The sequence below is a fragment of the Streptomyces sp. NPDC029836 genome (genome assembly GCF_055574495.1).
The window spans coordinates 1,021,014-1,037,939 of sequence record NZ_JBVHZI010000002.1; the positions used below are offsets into that span (position 1 = coordinate 1,021,014).

The 16,926-nt window shown below is 70.5% G+C and carries 22 protein-coding genes, 1 tRNA gene and 1 riboswitch; of the genes, 7 read left to right on the top strand and 16 right to left on the bottom strand.

The features are described 5' to 3' along the window. Window positions 1-39: 39 nt before the first annotated feature. From ACZ4XJ_RS10395 to ACZ4XJ_RS10405, 3 genes are all read right to left on the bottom strand, one after another. A complete protein-coding gene (locus ACZ4XJ_RS10395; protein WP_362880371.1) occupies window positions 40-360 on the bottom strand; it encodes a DMT family transporter in 321 nt (106 codons plus the stop codon). A gap of 31 nt (window positions 361-391) precedes the next feature. Continuing rightward, a riboswitch (guanidine-III (ykkC-III) riboswitch) is annotated at window positions 392-471 on the bottom strand. 76 nt (window positions 472-547) lie between these two features. Then, window positions 548-889 carry a GroES family chaperonin gene (locus tag ACZ4XJ_RS10400; protein ID WP_362880373.1) on the bottom strand — a complete coding sequence of 114 codons (342 nt, stop codon included), beginning with the start codon at window positions 887-889 and terminating at the stop codon, window positions 548-550. A gap of 46 nt (window positions 890-935) precedes the next feature. Beyond that, window positions 936-1,253: a DUF3618 domain-containing protein gene (locus ACZ4XJ_RS10405; RefSeq protein ID WP_362880375.1), complete on the bottom strand. Its 318-nt coding sequence runs from the start codon at window positions 1,251-1,253 to the stop codon at window positions 936-938. Window positions 1,254-1,365: 112 nt separating this feature from the next. On the opposite strand from ACZ4XJ_RS10405, the gene bcp reads away from it, so the two are divergent. Next, a complete protein-coding gene (gene bcp / locus ACZ4XJ_RS10410) occupies window positions 1,366-1,833 on the top strand; it encodes a thioredoxin-dependent thiol peroxidase (protein ID WP_362880376.1) in 468 nt (155 codons plus the stop codon). A gap of 127 nt (window positions 1,834-1,960) precedes the next feature. After that, a tRNA-Leu gene (locus ACZ4XJ_RS10415) sits at window positions 1,961-2,043 on the top strand. Window positions 2,044-2,190: 147 nt separating this feature from the next. On the opposite strand, the gene rdgB is transcribed toward ACZ4XJ_RS10415, so the two are convergent. The 4 genes from rdgB to ACZ4XJ_RS10435 form a co-directional block, all read right to left on the bottom strand. Further along, window positions 2,191-2,805 (bottom strand): RdgB/HAM1 family non-canonical purine NTP pyrophosphatase, encoded by a 615-nt coding sequence (rdgB, locus tag ACZ4XJ_RS10420; protein WP_362880378.1) that lies wholly within the window; start codon window positions 2,803-2,805, stop codon window positions 2,191-2,193. 43 nt (window positions 2,806-2,848) lie between these two features. Continuing rightward, window positions 2,849-3,235, bottom strand: a complete 387-nt coding sequence (locus ACZ4XJ_RS10425; protein ID WP_362880380.1) for a hypothetical protein — start codon at window positions 3,233-3,235, stop codon at window positions 2,849-2,851. Between the two features lie 104 nt (window positions 3,236-3,339). Next, window positions 3,340-4,074 (bottom strand): ribonuclease PH, encoded by a 735-nt coding sequence (gene rph / locus ACZ4XJ_RS10430; RefSeq protein ID WP_362880381.1) that lies wholly within the window; start codon window positions 4,072-4,074, stop codon window positions 3,340-3,342. A gap of 434 nt (window positions 4,075-4,508) precedes the next feature. Beyond that, window positions 4,509-4,820 (bottom strand): PTS sugar transporter subunit IIB, encoded by a 312-nt coding sequence (locus tag ACZ4XJ_RS10435; RefSeq protein WP_362880383.1) that lies wholly within the window; start codon window positions 4,818-4,820, stop codon window positions 4,509-4,511. A 140-nt stretch (window positions 4,821-4,960) separates the two neighbouring features. Here ACZ4XJ_RS10435 and ACZ4XJ_RS10440 point away from each other — a divergent pair, with 140 nt between their 5' ends. Next, the gene (locus ACZ4XJ_RS10440; RefSeq protein WP_362880385.1) at window positions 4,961-6,262 is read left to right on the top strand and encodes a PTS transporter subunit EIIC; all 1,302 of its coding nucleotides are present in this window, start codon (window positions 4,961-4,963) and stop codon (window positions 6,260-6,262) included. A 321-nt stretch (window positions 6,263-6,583) separates the two neighbouring features. Beyond that, complete coding sequence (locus tag ACZ4XJ_RS10445; RefSeq protein WP_362880387.1) at window positions 6,584-7,858, top strand: PTS transporter subunit EIIC; 1,275 nt, start codon at window positions 6,584-6,586, stop codon at window positions 7,856-7,858. 112 nt (window positions 7,859-7,970) lie between these two features. Here ACZ4XJ_RS10445 and ACZ4XJ_RS10450 read toward each other — a convergent pair whose 3' ends face one another. Continuing rightward, the gene (locus tag ACZ4XJ_RS10450) at window positions 7,971-8,723 is read right to left on the bottom strand and encodes an MBL fold metallo-hydrolase (RefSeq protein WP_362880388.1); all 753 of its coding nucleotides are present in this window, start codon (window positions 8,721-8,723) and stop codon (window positions 7,971-7,973) included. A 195-nt stretch (window positions 8,724-8,918) separates the two neighbouring features. Between ACZ4XJ_RS10450 and ACZ4XJ_RS10455 the strand changes: the two genes are divergently transcribed. Next, the gene (locus tag ACZ4XJ_RS10455) at window positions 8,919-9,344 is read left to right on the top strand and encodes a hypothetical protein (protein ID WP_362880390.1); all 426 of its coding nucleotides are present in this window, start codon (window positions 8,919-8,921) and stop codon (window positions 9,342-9,344) included. A 209-nt stretch (window positions 9,345-9,553) separates the two neighbouring features. On the opposite strand, the gene ACZ4XJ_RS10460 is transcribed toward ACZ4XJ_RS10455, so the two are convergent. The 7 genes from ACZ4XJ_RS10460 to clpS all read right to left on the bottom strand — a co-directional run bounded on the left by ACZ4XJ_RS10460 (window position 9,554) and on the right by clpS (window position 14,288). Beyond that, on the bottom strand, window positions 9,554-10,504 hold the full coding sequence (locus tag ACZ4XJ_RS10460) for a PLP-dependent cysteine synthase family protein (RefSeq protein ID WP_362880392.1): 951 nt from the start codon (window positions 10,502-10,504) through the stop codon (window positions 9,554-9,556). Beyond that, window positions 10,504-10,791: a MoaD/ThiS family protein gene (locus ACZ4XJ_RS10465; protein WP_281208476.1), complete on the bottom strand. Its 288-nt coding sequence runs from the start codon at window positions 10,789-10,791 to the stop codon at window positions 10,504-10,506. The genes ACZ4XJ_RS10460 and ACZ4XJ_RS10465 overlap by 1 nt, the downstream gene beginning before the upstream one ends. An 88-nt stretch (window positions 10,792-10,879) precedes the next feature. After that, the gene (locus tag ACZ4XJ_RS10470) at window positions 10,880-10,987 is read right to left on the bottom strand and encodes a putative leader peptide (protein ID WP_338014447.1); all 108 of its coding nucleotides are present in this window, start codon (window positions 10,985-10,987) and stop codon (window positions 10,880-10,882) included. Between the two features lie 77 nt (window positions 10,988-11,064). After that, complete coding sequence (locus tag ACZ4XJ_RS10475) at window positions 11,065-11,487, bottom strand: M67 family metallopeptidase (protein WP_362880394.1); 423 nt, start codon at window positions 11,485-11,487, stop codon at window positions 11,065-11,067. Window positions 11,488-11,618: 131 nt separating this feature from the next. After that, window positions 11,619-13,049: an amino acid permease gene (locus tag ACZ4XJ_RS10480; protein WP_362880395.1), complete on the bottom strand. Its 1,431-nt coding sequence runs from the start codon at window positions 13,047-13,049 to the stop codon at window positions 11,619-11,621. A gap of 316 nt (window positions 13,050-13,365) precedes the next feature. After that, window positions 13,366-13,974: a DUF2017 domain-containing protein gene (locus ACZ4XJ_RS10485; protein ID WP_468495880.1), complete on the bottom strand. Its 609-nt coding sequence runs from the start codon at window positions 13,972-13,974 to the stop codon at window positions 13,366-13,368. Further along, complete coding sequence (gene clpS, locus ACZ4XJ_RS10490; protein WP_362880399.1) at window positions 13,974-14,288, bottom strand: ATP-dependent Clp protease adapter ClpS; 315 nt, start codon at window positions 14,286-14,288, stop codon at window positions 13,974-13,976. The genes ACZ4XJ_RS10485 and clpS overlap by 1 nt, the downstream gene beginning before the upstream one ends. An 81-nt stretch (window positions 14,289-14,369) precedes the next feature. Here clpS and ACZ4XJ_RS10495 point away from each other — a divergent pair, with 81 nt between their 5' ends. Both ACZ4XJ_RS10495 and ACZ4XJ_RS10500 read left to right on the top strand, forming a co-directional pair. Next, window positions 14,370-15,698, top strand: coding sequence for a nicotinate phosphoribosyltransferase (locus tag ACZ4XJ_RS10495; protein ID WP_362880401.1), 1,329 nt, complete (start codon window positions 14,370-14,372; stop codon window positions 15,696-15,698). A 124-nt stretch (window positions 15,699-15,822) separates the two neighbouring features. After that, window positions 15,823-16,416: an isochorismatase family protein gene (locus tag ACZ4XJ_RS10500; RefSeq protein WP_468495881.1), complete on the top strand. Its 594-nt coding sequence runs from the start codon at window positions 15,823-15,825 to the stop codon at window positions 16,414-16,416. A 91-nt stretch (window positions 16,417-16,507) separates the two neighbouring features. On the opposite strand, the gene ACZ4XJ_RS10505 is transcribed toward ACZ4XJ_RS10500, so the two are convergent. Further along, the gene (locus tag ACZ4XJ_RS10505; RefSeq protein WP_362880404.1) at window positions 16,508-16,813 is read right to left on the bottom strand and encodes a hypothetical protein; all 306 of its coding nucleotides are present in this window, start codon (window positions 16,811-16,813) and stop codon (window positions 16,508-16,510) included. Window positions 16,814-16,926 lie beyond the last annotated feature (113 nt).

Below are 16,926 nucleotides of genomic sequence, written 5' to 3' on the forward strand. Positions count from 1 at the left end.
GGGTCGGGCCCGACCGGCCTCGTACGACGCCGGACCGGCTCAGTGGCCGGAGGTGGCCTTCAGCCCGACCACGGCGACCAGCAGCAGGCAGATGAAGAAGATCCGGGCGGCGGTGACGGGTTCCCCGAGCACCGCCATGCCGAGCACCGCGGCCCCGGCCGCGCCGATGCCCACCCAGACCCCGTACGCGGTGCCGATGGGCAGCGTCTTGGCGGCGTAGGACAGTAGGACCATGCTGGCGACGATCCCGGCACCGGTGAACACGGACGGCCACAGCCGGGTGAATCCCTCGGTGAACTTCATGCCGATGGACCAGCCGACTTCGAGCAGACCGGCGATGAGAAGCAGAACCCAGGCCATGACAGGCACCTCCGGGACGAGACGGAAACGGGGTGCGTCGTCTTTGCGTCCTGCAACCCGGTACGGCGCGTCTCGTCGGGGGTTCCCCTCCACCGTAGCAAAGGGGCAGCACTGAGGGCCGGTGACCTCGGCCACCGGCCCTCAGGGTTCGTCAGGCCTCGTCAGGCCTCGTCAGGCCTCGTCAGGATCAGAGATAGAGCCCGGTGGAGTCCTTCGACCCCTCCAGCCGCTCGGCGGCCACCGCGTGCAGGTCCCGCTCGCGCATCAGGACGTACGTCGCCCCGCGCACCTCGACCTCGGCCCGGTCCTCCGGGTCGTACAGCACCCGGTCACCCGGCTCGACGCTCCGGACGTTCTGTCCGACGGCGACCACCTCGGCCCAGGAGAGCCGCTTGCCCACGGCCGCCGTCGCCGGGATCAGGATCCCGCCGCCGGAGCGGCGTTCGCCCTCGGGCAGGTCGGACTTCACGAGCACGCGGTCGTGCAGCATGCGGATGGGCAGCTTGTCGTGGGTGGTGTTCTCGCTCACGCCCCGAACCTACCTGCCGCGCTCCGCCCCGTCCGAAGGTGGGTGCTCACCGCTTGCGGCGCGCCGACACCACGAGGAGTCCGACCACGCCGGCGGCCAGCAGGGCCACGGGCACGATGCGCTCGATGCGCGGCGCCCCGTCCTCGTGGCGAAGGCCGTCCTTGACGTCGGTGACGAGGCGGTTGACGGCGACGAAGGCCCGTCCGGCGGTCTGGTCGACCGTCGAGGCGACCCTCGCCTTCGCGTCCCCGACGATCGTCTTCGGGTGCATCCGCACGCCGATCTCGTCGAGCGTCTCGGCGAGCTGCTCGCGGCGACGGACGATGTCCGCCTCGATCTGAGCGGGGGTCCTGGCTTCCGGCACCGCGCTGCCTCCGTCGTTGTGTCGTCTGTGGCGTGATCCGTCATGGACAGTCTGTCAGCTCCGTCAGCTTAGGCTCATGACGTACCGATCCCCTCCCGAGGAGACTGTTGAGATGAGCGAGCGACTCCAGCCGGGCGACACCGCCCCCGCCTTCACCCTGCCCGACGCGGACGGCAACGAGGTCTCGCTGGCCGACCACAAGGGCCGCAAGGTGATCGTGTACTTCTACCCCGCGGCCCTGACGCCGGGCTGCACCAAGCAGGCCTGCGACTTCACCGACAACCTGGACGCCCTGGCCACCGCCGGGTACGACGTCATCGGTGTCTCCCCCGACAAGCCGGAGAAGCTCGCCAAGTTCCGCGAGGTGGAGAACCTGAAGGTGACCCTGGTCGGGGACCCGCAGAAGGAGACCCTGACGGCGTACGGCGCCTTCGGCGAGAAGAAGCTGTACGGCAAGACGGTGACCGGGGTCATCCGTTCCACGGTGGTCGTGGACGAGGACGGCAAGGTCGCGCACGCCTTCTACAACGTGAAGGCGACCGGCCACGTAGCGAAGATCATCAAGGACCTGGGCATCTGACGCGCCCGCCCACCAGGGCGCCCGTACCGCCCCCGGTCCGGGCGCCCGGCACGGGTGGGAGCGCGTCGACGCAATCCGCGCGACACCCGTGCCGCGGCCGGTGATCGGCCGCTACGATGGGCCTCACGCGGCCTTGGCGGAACGGCAGACGCCTCGCATTTAGGGTGCGATGGGAGAAATCCCGTGAGGGTTCGAATCCCTCAGGCCGCACGAACCAAGCAATCGAAGGCCCGACTCGTCGAGTCGGGCCTTCGGTGCGTTTGGTGCGTTCGGGTGCGTTTGTTGCGTTCGAGTGCGTTCGGGTGCGTTCGGGTGCCCCGGGCGTTCTCGGCGGGCGGTGGGCGGAGGCGGCGGGCCTCAGCCCAGCAGTTCCCGGATCACCGGGACCAGGGCGCGGAAGGCCAGGCCGCGGTGGGAGATGGCGTTCTTCTCGGCCGGGTCGAGCTGGGCACAGGTGCGCGATAGGCCCAGCGGCTGGAGGATCGGGTCGTAGCCGAAGCCGCCGCCGCCTTCGGGGGCGTGTCGCAGGGTGCCCAGCAGCCGACCCTCGACGACGCGTTCGGTGCCGTCCGGCAGGGCCAGGGCCGCCGCGCAGAAGAAGTGGGCGCCGCGGTGCTCGTCGGCGATGTCGCCCAGCTGGGCGAGCAGCAGGTCGAGGTTGGCCTTGTCGTCGCCGTGGGAGCCGGCCCAGCGGGCGGAGAAGATGCCGGGCGCGCCGTTCAGGACGTCGACGCACAGGCCCGAGTCGTCGGCGACGGCCGGCAGGCCGGTGGCCCGGGCGAGGGCGTGGGCCTTGAGGAGGGCGTTCTCGGCGAAGGTGACGCCGGTCTCCTTGACGTCCGGGATGTCCGGGTACGCGTCCGCGCCGACCAGCTCGTGCGGCAGGCCGGCGTCGGACAGGATGGCGCGGAGTTCGGTGACTTTGCCCGCGTTGCGGGTGGCCAGGATCAGGCGGCTGGGCGTCGAGGTCATGCCGCCATTATTCCGGGCCGTCCGTTCCGGGCCGCCGGCCGGTTCAGCCCGGGGTGCAGACCTTGGAGATCTCGGAAGCCGCGTCGGCGACCGGCTTGATGTCCGGGTTGACGTTGCCGCCCTCCAGGGAGGTGCGGACGTTCTGCACGGCCGTGGTCATCGAGTCGATGGCCTTGCCCAGGTCGGTGTTGTCCGTCTGGTCGCCGATCTTCTTCAGGCTCGCGTCGATCGAGTTCAGCGCGTTCTGCGCCTCCTGCGGGCTGTTGCCGGCCTGCGAGACCGCCTGCTGGAGGTCGTTGGCGCTGTCGGCGATGGCCACCGCCGTGTTGGCGCAGTCCATCGCCGTGGATATCGCGTCGCAGGAGGTCAGGGCCGGGACGGTGAGCGCGGCGGCCAGCGCCACGGCAGCGATGCGGAACTTCGGCTTCATTTAGGGGTCCCCCACAACTCGGATACGTGGACGGGCGCACGGCTGTGACACCGTGCGCCCGTACTTGCTCGGACGCGGCTGCGCGCCCGGTGGTTCTGCGCGGACTACGGAACCTGCAGCTCCAGCGCGCCCAGCTGGAGGGCCTCCAGGTCGGCGCAGCCGCCGGTGGCGAGGTCGAGGAGCGCGTTGAGCTCCTTGCGGTCGAAGGGCTCGCCCTCGGCGGTGCCCTGGACCTCGACGAAGCGGCCGTCGCCGGTGCAGACCACGTTCATGTCGGTCTCGGCGCGCACGTCCTCCTCGTAGCAGAGGTCGAGGAGGGGCTCGCCGTCGACGATGCCCACGCTGACGGCGGCGACGGTGCCGGTGAGCGGCTTGCGCCCGGCCTTGATCAGCTTCTTCTTCTGACCCCAGGCGACGGCGTCCGCGAGCGCGACGTAGGCGCCGGTGATGGCGGCGGTGCGGGTGCCGCCGTCGGCCTGGAGGACGTCGCAGTCCAGGACGATGGTGTTCTCGCCGAGGGCCTTGTAGTCGATGACCGCGCGCAGCGAACGGCCGATGAGGCGGGAGATCTCGTGGGTGCGGCCGCCGATCTTGCCGCGGACGGACTCGCGGTCGCCTCGGGTGTTGGTCGAGCGCGGCAGCATCGAGTACTCGGAGGTCACCCAGCCCTCGCCGCTGCCCTTGCGCCAGCGCGGGACGCCTTCGGTGAAGGAGGCGGTGCAGAACACCTTGGTGTCACCGAAGGAGATGAGGACGGAGCCCTCGGCGTGCTTGCTCCATCCGCGTTCGATGGTGACCGGGCGGAGCTGTTCGGGCGTGCGGCCGTCGATGCGAGACATGGCTGTGAGCCTAGTCGGTACCCGAATGCGCGAGGACCCCGTCCGAACCCCTCCGGACGCAGCCCTCCGCCCACCGGTGACGGCCGCTCGATGCCACTCCTCCCGCTCGGGCGGGGAGCCGGCAGTCCGTCCCGCACGGCCGCAACCACCACCACATGGAGACGGGGGGACGGGGCCCGGACCATGAGGGCGGGCGGGGGCGGCCGGGGACGGTCGGGCCGAGGGCCGAATGCGCCGCGTCTCATGTCGGGACGACGGAGCGTCGGTCGGGGCGTTCTGCGGCAGCGGCCGCGGTCCCTGACGCCGGTCATCGGCTGTCCGCCCGTCTCGGCCGCGGGGTCGTGCGGGCAACGGCAAAGGACGCTGCGCCCGACCGTGTGACCAGGTCGGACGGAGCGTCCTTTTCGTTCGTGCGGATCAGCCCTGGGGCTTGATCACATCATGTCCTCGATGTCCGCGGCGATCGGGTCGGCGTCGGTGCCGATGACGACCTGGATCGCCGTGCCCATCTTGACGACGCCGTGGGCGCCCGCGGCCTTCAGGGCGACATCGTCGACCAGGGACGGGTCCTTGACCTCGGTGCGCAGGCGGGTGATGCAGCCCTCGACCTCTTCGATGTTGTCGATGCCGCCGAGCCCGGCGACGATCTTCTCAGCCTTGGTGGCCATGTGTTTCTCCCTGAGTGGTTCGAAGAACGAGTCTCGGCGGCCGTAACCCGCGTCGTCCGCTTCGTCACGGTAGCTCACGGTTGGCCCATCTACACGGGCGCGTGCCCCGTAGCTGCCGAATGATGACCATCAGCAGCAGCCTGCCCGTCAACTGGTCTACACCAGTGTGCCGCAAGTGTTGCGACTGCCAAAAACCGGGCCGGGTCAGGGAGGACGCGATGAGCACGAGCAGTGCCGCGACGGCGCCACAGCCGAAGTGGTGGAACGGCTTGTTCCAGGGCCTGCAGAAGATGGGACGGAGCCTCCAGCTGCCGATCGCCGTCCTCCCCGCGGCCGGCATCCTGAACCGCCTCGGCCAGAACGACGTCTTCGGCAAGGACGGCCTCGGCTGGACCGACGTCGCCAAGGTGATGGCGAGCGCGGGCGGCGCCCTCCTCAACGCCGACCTCGGACTCCCGCTCCTCTTCTGCGTCGGCGTCGCGATCGGCATGGCCAAGAAGGCGGACGGCTCCACCGCGCTCGCGGCGGTCGTGGGCTTCCTCGTCTACCGCAGCGTGCTGCGGGCCTTCCCGCAGGGCTGCCCCGAGGGGACGAAGGACATCGGGGGCGGCTGCCTGGGGCCCGACGACACCTTCGCCGAGTACAGCTTCCAGAACCCGGGGGTGTTCGGCGGCATCATCATGGGCATGCTGGCCGCCTGGTTCTGGCAGCGCTACCACCGGGTGAAGCTGGTCGACTGGCTGGGCTTCTTCAACGGCCGCCGGCTCGTCCCGATCATCATGACCTTCGTCGCGATCGCGTTCGCCGTGCTGTGCCTGTGGATCTGGCCGCCGATCGGCGACGGGCTGGAGAGCTTCTCCGACTGGCTGGTGGGGCTCGGCTCCTGGGGCGCCGGCATCTTCGGCCTCGCGAACCGCGCGCTGCTGGTGATCGGCTTGCACCAGTTCCTGAACGTGCCGGTGTGGTTCCAGTTCGGCAGCTTCACCACGCCGGACGGACAGGTCGTCCACGGCGACATCCCGATGTTCCTGAACGGCGACCCGAGCGCGGGGCAGTTCCTGTCCGGGTTCTTCCCCATCATGATGTTCGCCCTGCCGGCCGCGGCCCTGGCCATCACCCACTGCGCGAAGCCGCTGCGCCGCAAGGAGGTCGGCGGTCTGATGCTGTCGGTCGGCCTGACCTCGTTCGTCACGGGCATCACGGAACCGTTGGAGTACTCCTTCCTCTTCGTGGCGCCGGCGCTGTACGCGATCCACGCCGTGCTGACCGGTGTGTCCATGGCGGTGACCTGGGCACTGGGGGTGCACGACGGCTTCAGCTTCTCGGCCGGCCTGATCGACTACGTCATCAACTGGAGCCTGGCGACCAAGCCCTGGATGATCATTCCGATCGGTCTGTGCTTCGCCGTCGTCTACTACGCCGTCTTCCGCTTCGCCATCACCAAGTTCGACATCCCGACCCCGGGACGCGAGTCGGACGAGGAGATCGCGGCCATGCAGGCGGACAACACCAAGGCGTAGCCAAGCCGTTATGAAGGCGCGGCCGGCCGCGCGGGGCCCGTCGGCCCGGCCGGTGGAGGCCCTCGGATCCCAGGATCCGGGGGCCTTCGCCACGTCCGGAAGTCCACGGTTCCGGATGGCGGACCCGCTCGGGGCGGGTGTGGCGTACGCCACTGGAAATTGAAGGTTCCTTATCTAACCCTCACCGTGTTACAACTGGTCTACACCACCTATTGGTGTAGACCACGCGTGGCTCGTTCCGGCCCCCGCGGTCCCCCTTTCCGAGACGTCGCCAACCCCTTTTTCCCGCCCTGGCAGCGCCTTGTCCACTGGAGGAAGTCCATGTCCACAGCCACCGCCGCTGCGGAAAAGAAGAAGGGCGCTGGCGTGATGGCCGTCATGCAGCGCATCGGCCGGAGCCTCATGCTCCCCGTTGCCGTGCTGCCCGCCGGCGCGCTCCTGCTCCGCCTGGGCGCGGCCGACATGCTCGGCGACAAGGACGTCTTCCCGACGTTCATCCTCAAGATCGCCGGTTACATGGCCGCCGGTGGTGGCGCGATCCTCGACAACATGGCGCTGCTGTTCGCCGTCGGCATCGCGATCGGCTTCGCGAAGAAGTCGGACGGCTCGACCGCCCTCGCCGCGGTCACCGGCTACCTCGTCTTCAAGGCGGTGCTCGCCACCTTCACCGACAGCAACCTGCCCAAGGTCGCCAAGGTCGTCGGCGGGAAGATCGTCAACGTCGACGCCCCGGTCAACGCCGGTGTGCTCGGCGGCGTCGTGATGGGTGTCATCACCGCGCTGCTCTACCAGAAGTTCTACCGGACCAAGCTGCCGGACTGGGCGGGCTTCTTCGGCGGCCGCCGCCTCGTCCCGATCCTCTCCGCCCTCGCGGGCCTCGTCACCGGCATCGTCTTCGGTCTGATCTGGCCGGTGCTCGGCACGGGCCTGCACAACTTCGGTGAGTGGCTGACCGGTTCGGGCGCCGTCGGCGCGGGCATCTTCGGTGTCGCCAACCGCGCGCTGATCCCGATCGGCATGCACCACCTGCTGAACTCCTTCCCGTGGTTCCAGGCCGGCTCCTTCGACACCCCGACCGGCGCCGTGCACGGCGACATCGGTCGCTTCCTCGCCGGTGACCCGACCGCCGGACAGTTCATGACCGGCTTCTTCCCGATCATGATGTTCGCCCTCCCGGCGGCCTGCCTCGCGATCGTCCACTGCGCCCGCCCCGAGCGCCGCAAGGTCGTCGGCGGCATGATGTTCTCCCTCGCGCTCACCTCCTTCGTCACCGGTGTGACCGAGCCGATCGAGTTCACCTTCATGTTCATCGCCCCGGTGCTGTACGCGATCCACGCGGTGCTGACCGGTGTCTCCCTCGCCCTCACCTGGGCCCTGGGCATGCGGGACGGCTTCGGCTTCTCCGCCGGCCTCGTCGACTTCCTGCTGAACCTCGGCATCGCGGAGAAGCCGTGGATGCTGGCGGGCGTCGGCCTGTGCTTCGCGGCGGTCTACTACTTCGTCTTCCGCTTCGCGATCACGAAGTTCAACCTCCCGACGCCGGGCCGCGAGTCCGACGAGGAGCTCGCCGAGCTGCAGAAGGCCGAGGCCAAGTAAGCAGCCCGCACCACGTACGACGGAGCCCCCGCTCTCCCGGAAGGGAGGGCGGGGGCTCCGCCGTGGGCGGGTGGCGGGGTGACGGAGTGACGGGGGGCTCCCCGTACCCGCCTCAGAGTTCGTAGACCGCGCCCGCGTACGCCAGGTCGACCCGGCCGTCGTAGACCGCGCGGGCGTCGGCGAGGTTCTGGCCGGCGTCCGTCCACGGCGGGATGTGCGTCAGGACCAGCCGCCCGACCTGCCCCGCGCTGGCGTACTCCCCGGCCTCGCGGCCGTTCAGGTGAAGGTCGGGGATGTCCTCCTTGCCGTGCGTGAAGGAGGCCTCGCACAGGAAGAGGTCGACGCCGTCGGCCAGGGCACCCAGCTCGGGGCAGACCCCGGTGTCCCCCGAGTAGGCCAGCGAGCGGCCGCCGTGCTCGATGCGGATGCCGTACGACTCCACCGGATGGCAGACCTTCTCGGTGCGCACCGTGAACGGCCCGATCTCGAACGCGGCCGTCTTCAGCGTCCGGAAGTCGAAGACCTCGCTCATCGAACTCGCGTCGGGGACGTCCTCGTACGCGGTGGTCAGGCGCTGCTCGGTGCCCTCGGGACCGTAGACGGGGATGGTGCCGCAGCGGCCGCCCTCGTGGCGGTAGTAGCGGGCGACGAAGTACGCGCACATGTCGATGCAGTGATCGGCGTGCAGGTGGCTCAGGAAGATCGCGTCGAGATCGTAGAGGCCGCAGTGGCGCTGGAGCGCCCCGAGCGAGCCGTTGCCCATGTCGAGGAGCAGGCGGAAGCCGTCGGCCTCGACGAGGTAGCTCGAACAGGCCGATTCCGCGGACGGGAACGACCCCGAGCAGCCGACGACGGTGAGCTTCATGGAGCGTGAACCTCCGTGGACGGTCCGTGGACGGAATGCGGGCCGTGCGTGCGTCGAGCGTAAGGCGCGAAACCTCGGGTCGCTCCTCCACGGCGGGCCGTTGTGGGGGGAATCACCTGTCCTGTCACCCGGGGGAGCGACGGCGGGTACGGGCGTTGCCGCGCCGGGCGCCCCGCGCGCGACTACGGTCGGAGGATGGACACGTCCTGGTGGCCCGCGCTCGCGGCGGTGGTCGCCGTGGCGGTGGTGGTGCTGCTGCCGCGGCGGGTCCTGGGTGCCCGCGGCGGGGCGCCGGCGTCACCGCCGCACGGGCCGGGGCCGCCCCCGCCGGTGCGGGTCCGCGAGCTGTGGGGGCTGGTGGACGGCAGGTCCTGCCTGGTCCTGGCCGTGCGGCCGCACCGGGAGCGGGCCCGGGTCGCGTGGATCACCGCCAAGTACGACGACCGTCGCCCCGGGGTGATCCCGCTGCCGCCCGGGGTGGTGGGCCGGCAGGGACGCGGGAGCTTCCTGGAGGCGGACCGGCCGGCGGAGGTGTCGTTGTGGGAGTTCCGCACCCGGCTGGGCACCCTGGACCCGACGCTGTGGGACGAGGCCAAGGGACTCGGAGGGGGTGCGGGGTGATCCGGTAGCGGCGCGGCCACGATGCCCCCGACCCGACGGCGGACCGCCCCGGAGGCATCCCCGGACGGAGTCCGGGTCCTCGTCTCCGGGTCCTCGTCTCCGGGTCCTCGTCTTCGGGACCCGGCGCCCGGCCCCGCCGCCGTCCCCGCCGCACTGCCGGCCCCCGCCCCCTGACCCCGCCGGGCGGGCGGGTCGGGGGCGCGTACGGCTCACGCCCAGAGCTGGCCCTGGAGGGCCTCGATGGCCTCCTCCGTCGTGGCCGCCGTGTAGACGCCCGTCGACAGGTACTTCCAGCCGCCGTCGGCGACGACGAAGACGATGTCGGCGCTCTCCCCCGCGGCGACGGCCTTGCGGCCCACGCCGATCGCCGCGTGCAGGGCGGCGCCGGTGGAGACGCCCGCGAAGATGCCCTCCTCGCGCAGCAGGTCCCGGGTGCGGGTGACGGCGTCCGCGGAGCCCACCGAGAAGCGGGTGGTGAGCACGGAGGCGTCGTACAGCTCGGGGACGAAGCCCTCGTCGAGGTTGCGCAGGCCGTAGACCAGGTCGTCGTACCGGGGCTCGGCCGCGACGATCCTGATGCCCTCGACGTGCTCGCGCAAGTACCGGCCGACGCCCATCAGGGTGCCGGTGGTGCCCAGGCCCGCCACGAAGTGCGTGATGGACGGGAGGTCGGCGAGGATCTCCGGCCCGGTGGTCGCGTAGTGGGCGCCCGCGTTGTCCGGGTTGCCGTACTGGTAGAGCATCACCCAGTCCGGGTGCTCCACGGCCAGCTCCTTGGCCACCCGGACCGCCGTGTTCGAGCCGCCCGCCGCGGGCGACGGGACGATCTCGGCTCCCCACATCGTCAGAAGGTCGCGCCGCTCCTGGGAGGTGTTCTCCGGCATGACGCACACGATCCGGTAGCCCTTGAGCTTCGCGGCCATCGCCAGGGAGATGCCCGTGTTGCCGGAGGTGGGCTCCAGGATGGTGCAGCCGGGGAAGAGGCGGCCGTCCTTCTCCGCCTGCTCGACCATGTGGAGCGCGGGGCGGTCCTTGATCGAGCCGGTCGGGTTGCGGTCCTCCAGCTTCGCCCAGATCCGCACGTCGGCGGAGGGCGAGAGCCGGGGCAGCCGGACCAGCGGCGTGTTGCCGACGGCCGCGAGCGGGGAGTCGTAGCGCATTACTTCGAGCCGCCGGCCACGGCCGGAAGGATGGTGACGCTGTCGCCGTCCTTGAGCGCGGTGGAGATGCCGTCGAGGAAGCGGACGTCCTCGTCGTTGAGGTAGACGTTCACGAAGCGGCGCAGCTGACCACCGGCGGCCTGGTCGACGATGCGCTCCTCGATGCCCTTGTGCCGCGTCTCCAGGTCCGCGAACAGCTCGGACAGGGTCGCGCCCTCGCCGTTCACGGCCTTCTCGCCGTCGGTGTAGGTGCGGAGGATGGTGGGGATGCGGACCTCGATGGCCATGGCAGGCTCCAGTGTCGTGAAGGGCGTTAAACCGTAAGAACGTGGATGCGCGCGGTTCTTGCGCCCCCGCGCGGGAGGGCTGGGTCGCTCAGCCGGCCGGACAGATGGCGCTGGCGAGGCGGCACAGGTCGACGTGCAGCCGCGCCACGAGCAGCAGCCTGCCGGGCGTCTCGATGCTCACGTCGTGGGGAACCATGCGGTCATGTTAACGATTCCCGGTCCCCCGTTTGGAGTGTGATCCCGCATCGTGGACGACATCCGCTCATATACTGGTCAGTAGCCTGCCACGACCTGCACTTCCTCCTCCGTGATCACGCCCTCGACGATCCGGTACGAGCGGAACTGGAACTCGCCGAGACCGTCCTGGTCGGCCGTGGAGACGAGCACGTAGTGGGCGCCCGGCTCGTTCGCGTAGGTCACGTCGGTGCGCGAGGGGTAGGCCTCGGTGGCGGTGTGCGAGTGGTAGACGATCACCGGTTCCTCGTCGCGGTCGTCCAGCTCCCGGTAGAGCTTCAGGAGGTCCTTCGAGTCGAACTCGTAGAACGTGGGCGATCGGGCGGCGTTGAGCATCGGGATGAACCGCTCGGGGCGCCCGGTGTCCGCCGGGCCGGCCACGACGCCGCACGCCTCGTCGGGGTGGTCCTTGCGGGCGTGCTCGACGATCCGGTCGTACAGGTCCTGGGTGAGGGTCAGCATGAGCGACAGGATAGACAGACGGGCCCTCCCGTACCGAGGCGTGGTACGGAAGGGCCCGAATGCCGGACGGAGCGCCGCGGGGACACGGGTCCCGGCCGGGACGGCGGCCGGGAGGTCCGGTCCCCGCGGGGTCAGGAAACCTTGTTGAAGGCCGCGCCGCGCGGGTTGCGGGACTTCAGCACCAGGTAGGAGACGCCGAGGAGCAGACCCCACAGCGGGGCGCAGTACAACGAGACCCGGGAGTCCTTGTCGACGCCCATCATGACGATGACCATCCCGATGAACAGCAGGGCGAACCAGCTGGTCCACGGGGCACCGGGGGCGCGGAAGGAGGACTGGGGCAGCTCGCCGCGGTCGGCCTTGGCGCGGTAGCGGATCTGACAGACCAGGATCATGATCCAGGCCCACATCCCGGAGATGGTGGCGAAGGAGACGACGTAGTCGAAGGCCTTGCCCGGGGCGACGTAGTTGATCCAGACGCCCACCAGCATCAGCGCGGCGGAGAAGGTGGTGCCGAGCAGCGGGGTGCCGTTCTTCGTCAGCCTGGTGAAGAACTTCGGGCCCTGGCCGTTGAGCGCGAGGTCGCGCAGCATCCGGCCGGTGGAGTACATGCCCGAGTTGCAGGAGGACAGGGCCGCGGTCAGGACGACGAAGTTGACGATCGCGGCGCCGACTCCCAGGCCCATCCGCTCGAAGGCGGCGACGAAGGGCGAGACGCCGGGCTGGAAGTGCGTCCACGGCACGACCGAGAGGATCATGACGAGCGCGCCGACGTAGAAGACGGCGATGCGCCACGGCACGGTGTTGATGGCCTTGGGCAGGGTCTTCTCGGGGTCCTTGGACTCGCCGGCGGTGACGCCGACCAGCTCGACCGCGAGGAAGGCGAACATCACGATCTGCAGGGTCATCAGCGTGCCGCCGATGCCCTTGGGGAAGAAGCCGCCGTCGTTCCACAGGTTGGAGACGGAGGCGGTCGCCGCGGCGTCGGAGAAGCCGATGGTGAGGATGCCGGCGCAGATCAGGATCATGCCGACGATGGCGGTGACCTTGACCATGGAGAACCAGAACTCCAGCTCGCCGAAGAGCTTCACGGAGATCAGGTTCGCGGCGTAGAGGATGACCGTGAAGATCAGCGCGTACGCCCATTGCGGGAAGCTGTCGTCGGTCCAGTACGACATGTACTTGGCGGCGGCGGTGACCTCGGTGATGCCGGTGACCACCCAGAAGAGCCAGTACGTCCAGCCGGTGGCGTAGCCCCAGAACGGGCCCAGGAACTCGCGGGCGTAGTCCGAGAAGGAACCGGACACCGGCCGGTACATGAGCAGTTCGCCCAGGGCCCGCATGATGAAGAAGATGACCAGGCCCGCGATGGCGTAGGCCAGGATCAGGCTGGGTCCGGCTTTGGAGATCGCCTTGCCCGCCCCGAGGAACAGCCCGGTGCCGATCGCTCCGCCGATCGCGATCATCTGGATCTGGCGGGCGCCGAGTGCGCGGTGGTACCCCTCGCCCTGATCGCCCTCGCCGGGCGTCCTGTCGTGCTGCTCGACCTGCACAGAGGTCATGTCTGGTGCGCCTTTCTCCACGCCGACCCGCGCCTTCGCTGGCTGCGGATCGGGTCCTCGATCCCCCCGGATACGGATGGAGTTGCACGCCGGCGGTGAGCCGGTTCAAGCGGGCCGGGGGACAGGGGTGGCGTCCCTTCGGCAGTCGTGAAGATTTATCACGTGCTTATGGGGACGCGAGGGGAGGAACTGTGGCGCAAGGCATAAAAAAATCGGGGCATAGGCCCCGGCGGCGATCAGATCACCGCATGGCGGTGATCTGATCGTTATCCGGATTTGAGCGTCCGCTGAGCGAACAACGTCCGCGTCGCGCGGGTCATCGGATGAGCGTTTCGATCAGCGTCTCCTGGAGGCCGCCGAGCCACAGGTAGGCCATCACCATCGGCTTGCGCGGGTCCTCGTCCGGCAGCCGGAACAGGATGGCGCTCTCGTCGTCCTCGGTGATGTCGAGCCGGGCCGCGATCGTCAGCCGCAGGTCGTTCAGGGCGCCGAGCCAGCGCTGCGGCAGGTCCCCGGTCAGCTCCAGGACCGCCGCCCCGTCGCCGGCGGGGCCGAGGCCGTCCAGGCTGCGCACGACGGCCAGCGCGTCCTCCCGCTTGCGGGAGCGCAGGTCGTTCTCGGTGAAGCGGCGGAACTCCGAGGAGCGGGCCCGCAGCTCCTCCGGGTCGTCCTTCGGTCCCGCGCCGGGGCCCCCGTAGGCATCGGGGAAGAGCCGGGCCAGGGCCGGGTCGGACGGGGGCTCGCTCGGGCCGTCGGAGGCGAACAGCACGGCCAGCGGGTCGGCGTCCGCGGCGGGTTCCGGCTCGCCGGGGCCGATCAGCTCCAGCAACTGGACGGCGAGGGAGCGCAGGATGGAGATCTCGATCCCGTCCAGCGCGACGGCGGCTCCGGGGCCGCCCTTCAAGGGTTCGAACACGCCGCCCATCAGGTGCGGTCCTGCGAGAGGGTCGCCCAGAGCCCGTAGCCGTGCATGGCCTGCACGTCGCGCTCCATCTCCTCGCGGGAGCCGCTGGAGACGACCGCCCTGCCCTTGTGGTGGACGTCCATCATCAGCTTGGTCGCCTTGTCCTTCGGGTAGCCGAAGTACGCCTGGAACACGTACGTCACGTAGCTCATGAGGTTGACCGGGTCGTTGTGCACCAGGGTCACCCAGGGGACGTCGGGTTCGGGGACCGCGTAGGTCTCTCGGGCCGATTCGGTGCGTTCGATCTCAACGGGAGCAACACTCACTTGTCCCATGCTGCCACTGCCGGGGGGCCGTCGCACAAACGGGCCCCCACATCTCGTCACTTTGACGAGATGTGCGCTAGCATCCGTGACATGAACCCTGCGGACCTGGGCCTGCCGGTGGACGTGCCGTCCACAGCGCTCTTCACGGACCATTACGAGCTCACGATGCTGCAAGCCGCACTGGCCAACGGCACGGCGGACCGCCGTTCGGTCTTCGAGGTCTTCACCCGACGGCTGCCCGAGGGACGCCGCTACGGAGTGGTCGCGGGAACCGGGCGCGTGCTCGACGCCGTGGAGAACTTCCGCTTCGACGGAGCCGTCCTGGAGTTCCTGCGGGAGCGGGCCGTCGTCGACATGCGCACGCTCGACTGGCTGGCCTCGTACCGCTTCTCGGGTGACATCTGGGGCTACCCCGAGGGCGAGACCTACTTCCCCGGCTCGCCGGTCCTGCGCGTCGAGGGCAGCTTCGCCGAGTGCGTGCTGCTGGAGACCGTGATCCTGTCGATCCTCAACCACGACTCGGCGATCGCGGCGGCCGCCTCCCGGATGTCCTCGGCGGCCGGCGGTCGCCCGCTGATCGAGATGGGCGCCCGGCGCACGCACGAGCTGGCGGCCGTCGCCGCCTCGCGGGCCGCGTACGTCGGCGGCTTCACCTCGACCTCGGACCTGGCGGCCGGCTTCCGGTACGGCATCCCGACGGTGGGCACCAGCGCGCACGCCTTCACCCTGGTCCACGACAGCGAGCGGGACGCCTTCACGGCGCAGGTCGCCTCGCTGGGCCGCGGGACGACCCTGCTGGTGGACACGTACGACGTCGCGGAGGCGGTGCGCACGGCAGTGGAGGTCGCCGGCACCGACCTGGGCGCGGTCCGGATCGACTCCGGGGACCTGCTGCTCGTCGCCCACCGGGTGCGCCAGCAGCTGGACGAGCTGGGGGCGACCTCGACGCGGATCGTGGTCACCTCCGACCTGGACGAGTACGCCATCGCCTCGCTGGCGGCGGCGCCCGTGGACGCGTACGGGGTCGGCACCCAGCTGGTCACCGGCAGCGGGCACCCGACCTGCTCGATGGTCTACAAGCTGGTGGCGCGGGCCGCCTCCGACGACCCGAAGGCCCCGCTGGTGCCGGTCGCGAAGAAGTCCTCGGGCGGCAAGACCTCCCTCGGCGGCCGCAAGTGGGCGGCCCGCCGGACCGACGCGGACGGCATCGCCGAGGCCGAGGTCATCGGGACCGGCGCGGTCCCCTCGGCCCTCGCCGACCACCAACTGCTGACCCAGCTGGTCAAGGGCGGCGAGGTCGTGGCCCGGGAGTCGCTGGAGACCGTACGGGAGCGCCACACGGCGGCCCTGGCGCGGCTCCCGCTGTCGGCGACGCAGCTCTCGCGCGGCGAGGCGGTCATCCCGACCGAGTACGTGTGAGCGCGGCCGGGGCCGGCGGATCCGCCGGGGGCCCCGGGTTCGGGGAGGGGCGGGGTGGGGCAAGAGCCACCGCGAGGCCCCGCCGCACCGCACCACCCACCCACCGACCCGAAGGACACGCGACATGCACCGCGCACTGATCGTCGTCGACGTACAGAACGACTTCTGCGAGGGCGGCAGCCTCGCGGTCCCGGGCGGGGCCGACGTCGCCGCCGCGATCACCGAGCTCATCGGTCAGAGCACGCCCGGCTACCGGCACGTCGTCGCCACCCGCGACCACCACGTCGACCCGGGCGCGCACTTCGCGCGGCCGCCGGCCGTCCCGGACTACGAGACGTCCTGGCCGGTGCACTGCGTCGCCGGGACCGAGGGCGTCGGGTTCCACCCGAACTTCGCGCCGGCCGTCGCCTCGGGCGCCGTCGCGGCCGTCTTCGACAAGGGCGCGTACGAGGCCGCCTACAGCGGCTTCGAGGGCGCCGACGAGAACGGCGTGACCCTCGCCCAGTGGCTGCGGGACCGGGAGGTCACCGAGGTCGACGTCGTCGGCATCGCCACCGACCACTGCGTCAGGGCCACCGCCCTGGACTCCGCCCGCGCCGGCTTCACCACCCGCGTCCTGCTCGACCTGACGGCCGCCGTGGCCCCCCACACCACCACCAAGGCCCTGGAGGAACTCCGCGGGGCCGGGGTCGCCCTGGTCGGCGACCGGGCCGCCTGAGGCCCGGCGGGGGCCGCGAGGGCTCCGGGCGGGGGTCGCGAGGGCTCCCGGCGGGGGCCGCGAGGGCTCCGGGCGGGGGCCCGGGGGTGTCCTACGCGCCGCCCAGGAGGGCGCGGATCGGGTGCCAGAGTTCCGCCGCGCGGTCGGGGGCGCAGCGCCACAGGAGGCCGTCGGGGTGGTGCAGGACGGCCGTGACCTCGTCCGGGGTAGGCGGCTGGGTGTTGCCCCGCAGGTAGACCGCCCGCATCCCGAGGTTCCGCAGCCTGGTCAGGGCGCGGGCCCGGTTCACGGCATGCACCAGCACGCGGACATTTCCACCTTCTCCGGACGGCCTGGGCAGGGTCAGGGCCACCACCACACTGCCGCCGGGCAATCTGACGAAACCTCCACCGGGCATGCTTTCCCTCTCCCCCGTCAATAAGAAAACTCGCACCACGCATCTAAACGCGATCGGCCGCCGCCCGCTAGAGGGCGACGGCCGATCATGCTTTGACCTGCGGTTTTACCGAA

Coding starts and splice junctions, on each gene's coding strand:
- ACZ4XJ_RS10460 (WP_362880392.1), bottom strand. CDS start 10,504: ATGCGCTACGACTCCCCGCTCGCGGCCGTCGGCAACACGCCGCTGGTC.
- rdgB (WP_362880378.1), bottom strand. CDS start 2,805: ATGACCTCGACGCCCAGCCGCCTGATCCTGGCCACCCGCAACGCGGGC.
- ACZ4XJ_RS10495 (WP_362880401.1), top strand. CDS start 14,370: ATGAACCCTGCGGACCTGGGCCTGCCGGTGGACGTGCCGTCCACAGCG.
- ACZ4XJ_RS10395 (WP_362880371.1), bottom strand. CDS start 360: ATGGCCTGGGTTCTGCTTCTCATCGCCGGTCTGCTCGAAGTCGGCTGG.
- rph (WP_362880381.1), bottom strand. CDS start 4,074: ATGTCTCGCATCGACGGCCGCACGCCCGAACAGCTCCGCCCGGTCACC.
- ACZ4XJ_RS10465 (WP_281208476.1), bottom strand. CDS start 10,791: ATGGCCATCGAGGTCCGCATCCCCACCATCCTCCGCACCTACACCGAC.
- ACZ4XJ_RS10450 (WP_362880388.1), bottom strand. CDS start 8,723: ATGAAGCTCACCGTCGTCGGCTGCTCGGGGTCGTTCCCGTCCGCGGAA.
- ACZ4XJ_RS10480 (WP_362880395.1), bottom strand. CDS start 13,049: ATGACCTCTGTGCAGGTCGAGCAGCACGACAGGACGCCCGGCGAGGGC.
- ACZ4XJ_RS10475 (WP_362880394.1), bottom strand. CDS start 11,487: ATGCTGACCCTCACCCAGGACCTGTACGACCGGATCGTCGAGCACGCC.
- ACZ4XJ_RS10455 (WP_362880390.1), top strand. CDS start 8,919: ATGGACACGTCCTGGTGGCCCGCGCTCGCGGCGGTGGTCGCCGTGGCG.
- ACZ4XJ_RS10445 (WP_362880387.1), top strand. CDS start 6,584: ATGTCCACAGCCACCGCCGCTGCGGAAAAGAAGAAGGGCGCTGGCGTG.
- ACZ4XJ_RS10440 (WP_362880385.1), top strand. CDS start 4,961: ATGAGCACGAGCAGTGCCGCGACGGCGCCACAGCCGAAGTGGTGGAAC.
- bcp (WP_362880376.1), top strand. CDS start 1,366: ATGAGCGAGCGACTCCAGCCGGGCGACACCGCCCCCGCCTTCACCCTG.
- ACZ4XJ_RS10500 (WP_468495881.1), top strand. CDS start 15,823: ATGCACCGCGCACTGATCGTCGTCGACGTACAGAACGACTTCTGCGAG.
- ACZ4XJ_RS10505 (WP_362880404.1), bottom strand. CDS start 16,813: ATGCCCGGTGGAGGTTTCGTCAGATTGCCCGGCGGCAGTGTGGTGGTG.
- ACZ4XJ_RS10425 (WP_362880380.1), bottom strand. CDS start 3,235: ATGAAGCCGAAGTTCCGCATCGCTGCCGTGGCGCTGGCCGCCGCGCTC.
- ACZ4XJ_RS10470 (WP_338014447.1), bottom strand. CDS start 10,987: ATGGTTCCCCACGACGTGAGCATCGAGACGCCCGGCAGGCTGCTGCTC.
- clpS (WP_362880399.1), bottom strand. CDS start 14,288: ATGGGACAAGTGAGTGTTGCTCCCGTTGAGATCGAACGCACCGAATCG.
- ACZ4XJ_RS10485 (WP_468495880.1), bottom strand. CDS start 13,974: ATGGGCGGCGTGTTCGAACCCTTGAAGGGCGGCCCCGGAGCCGCCGTC.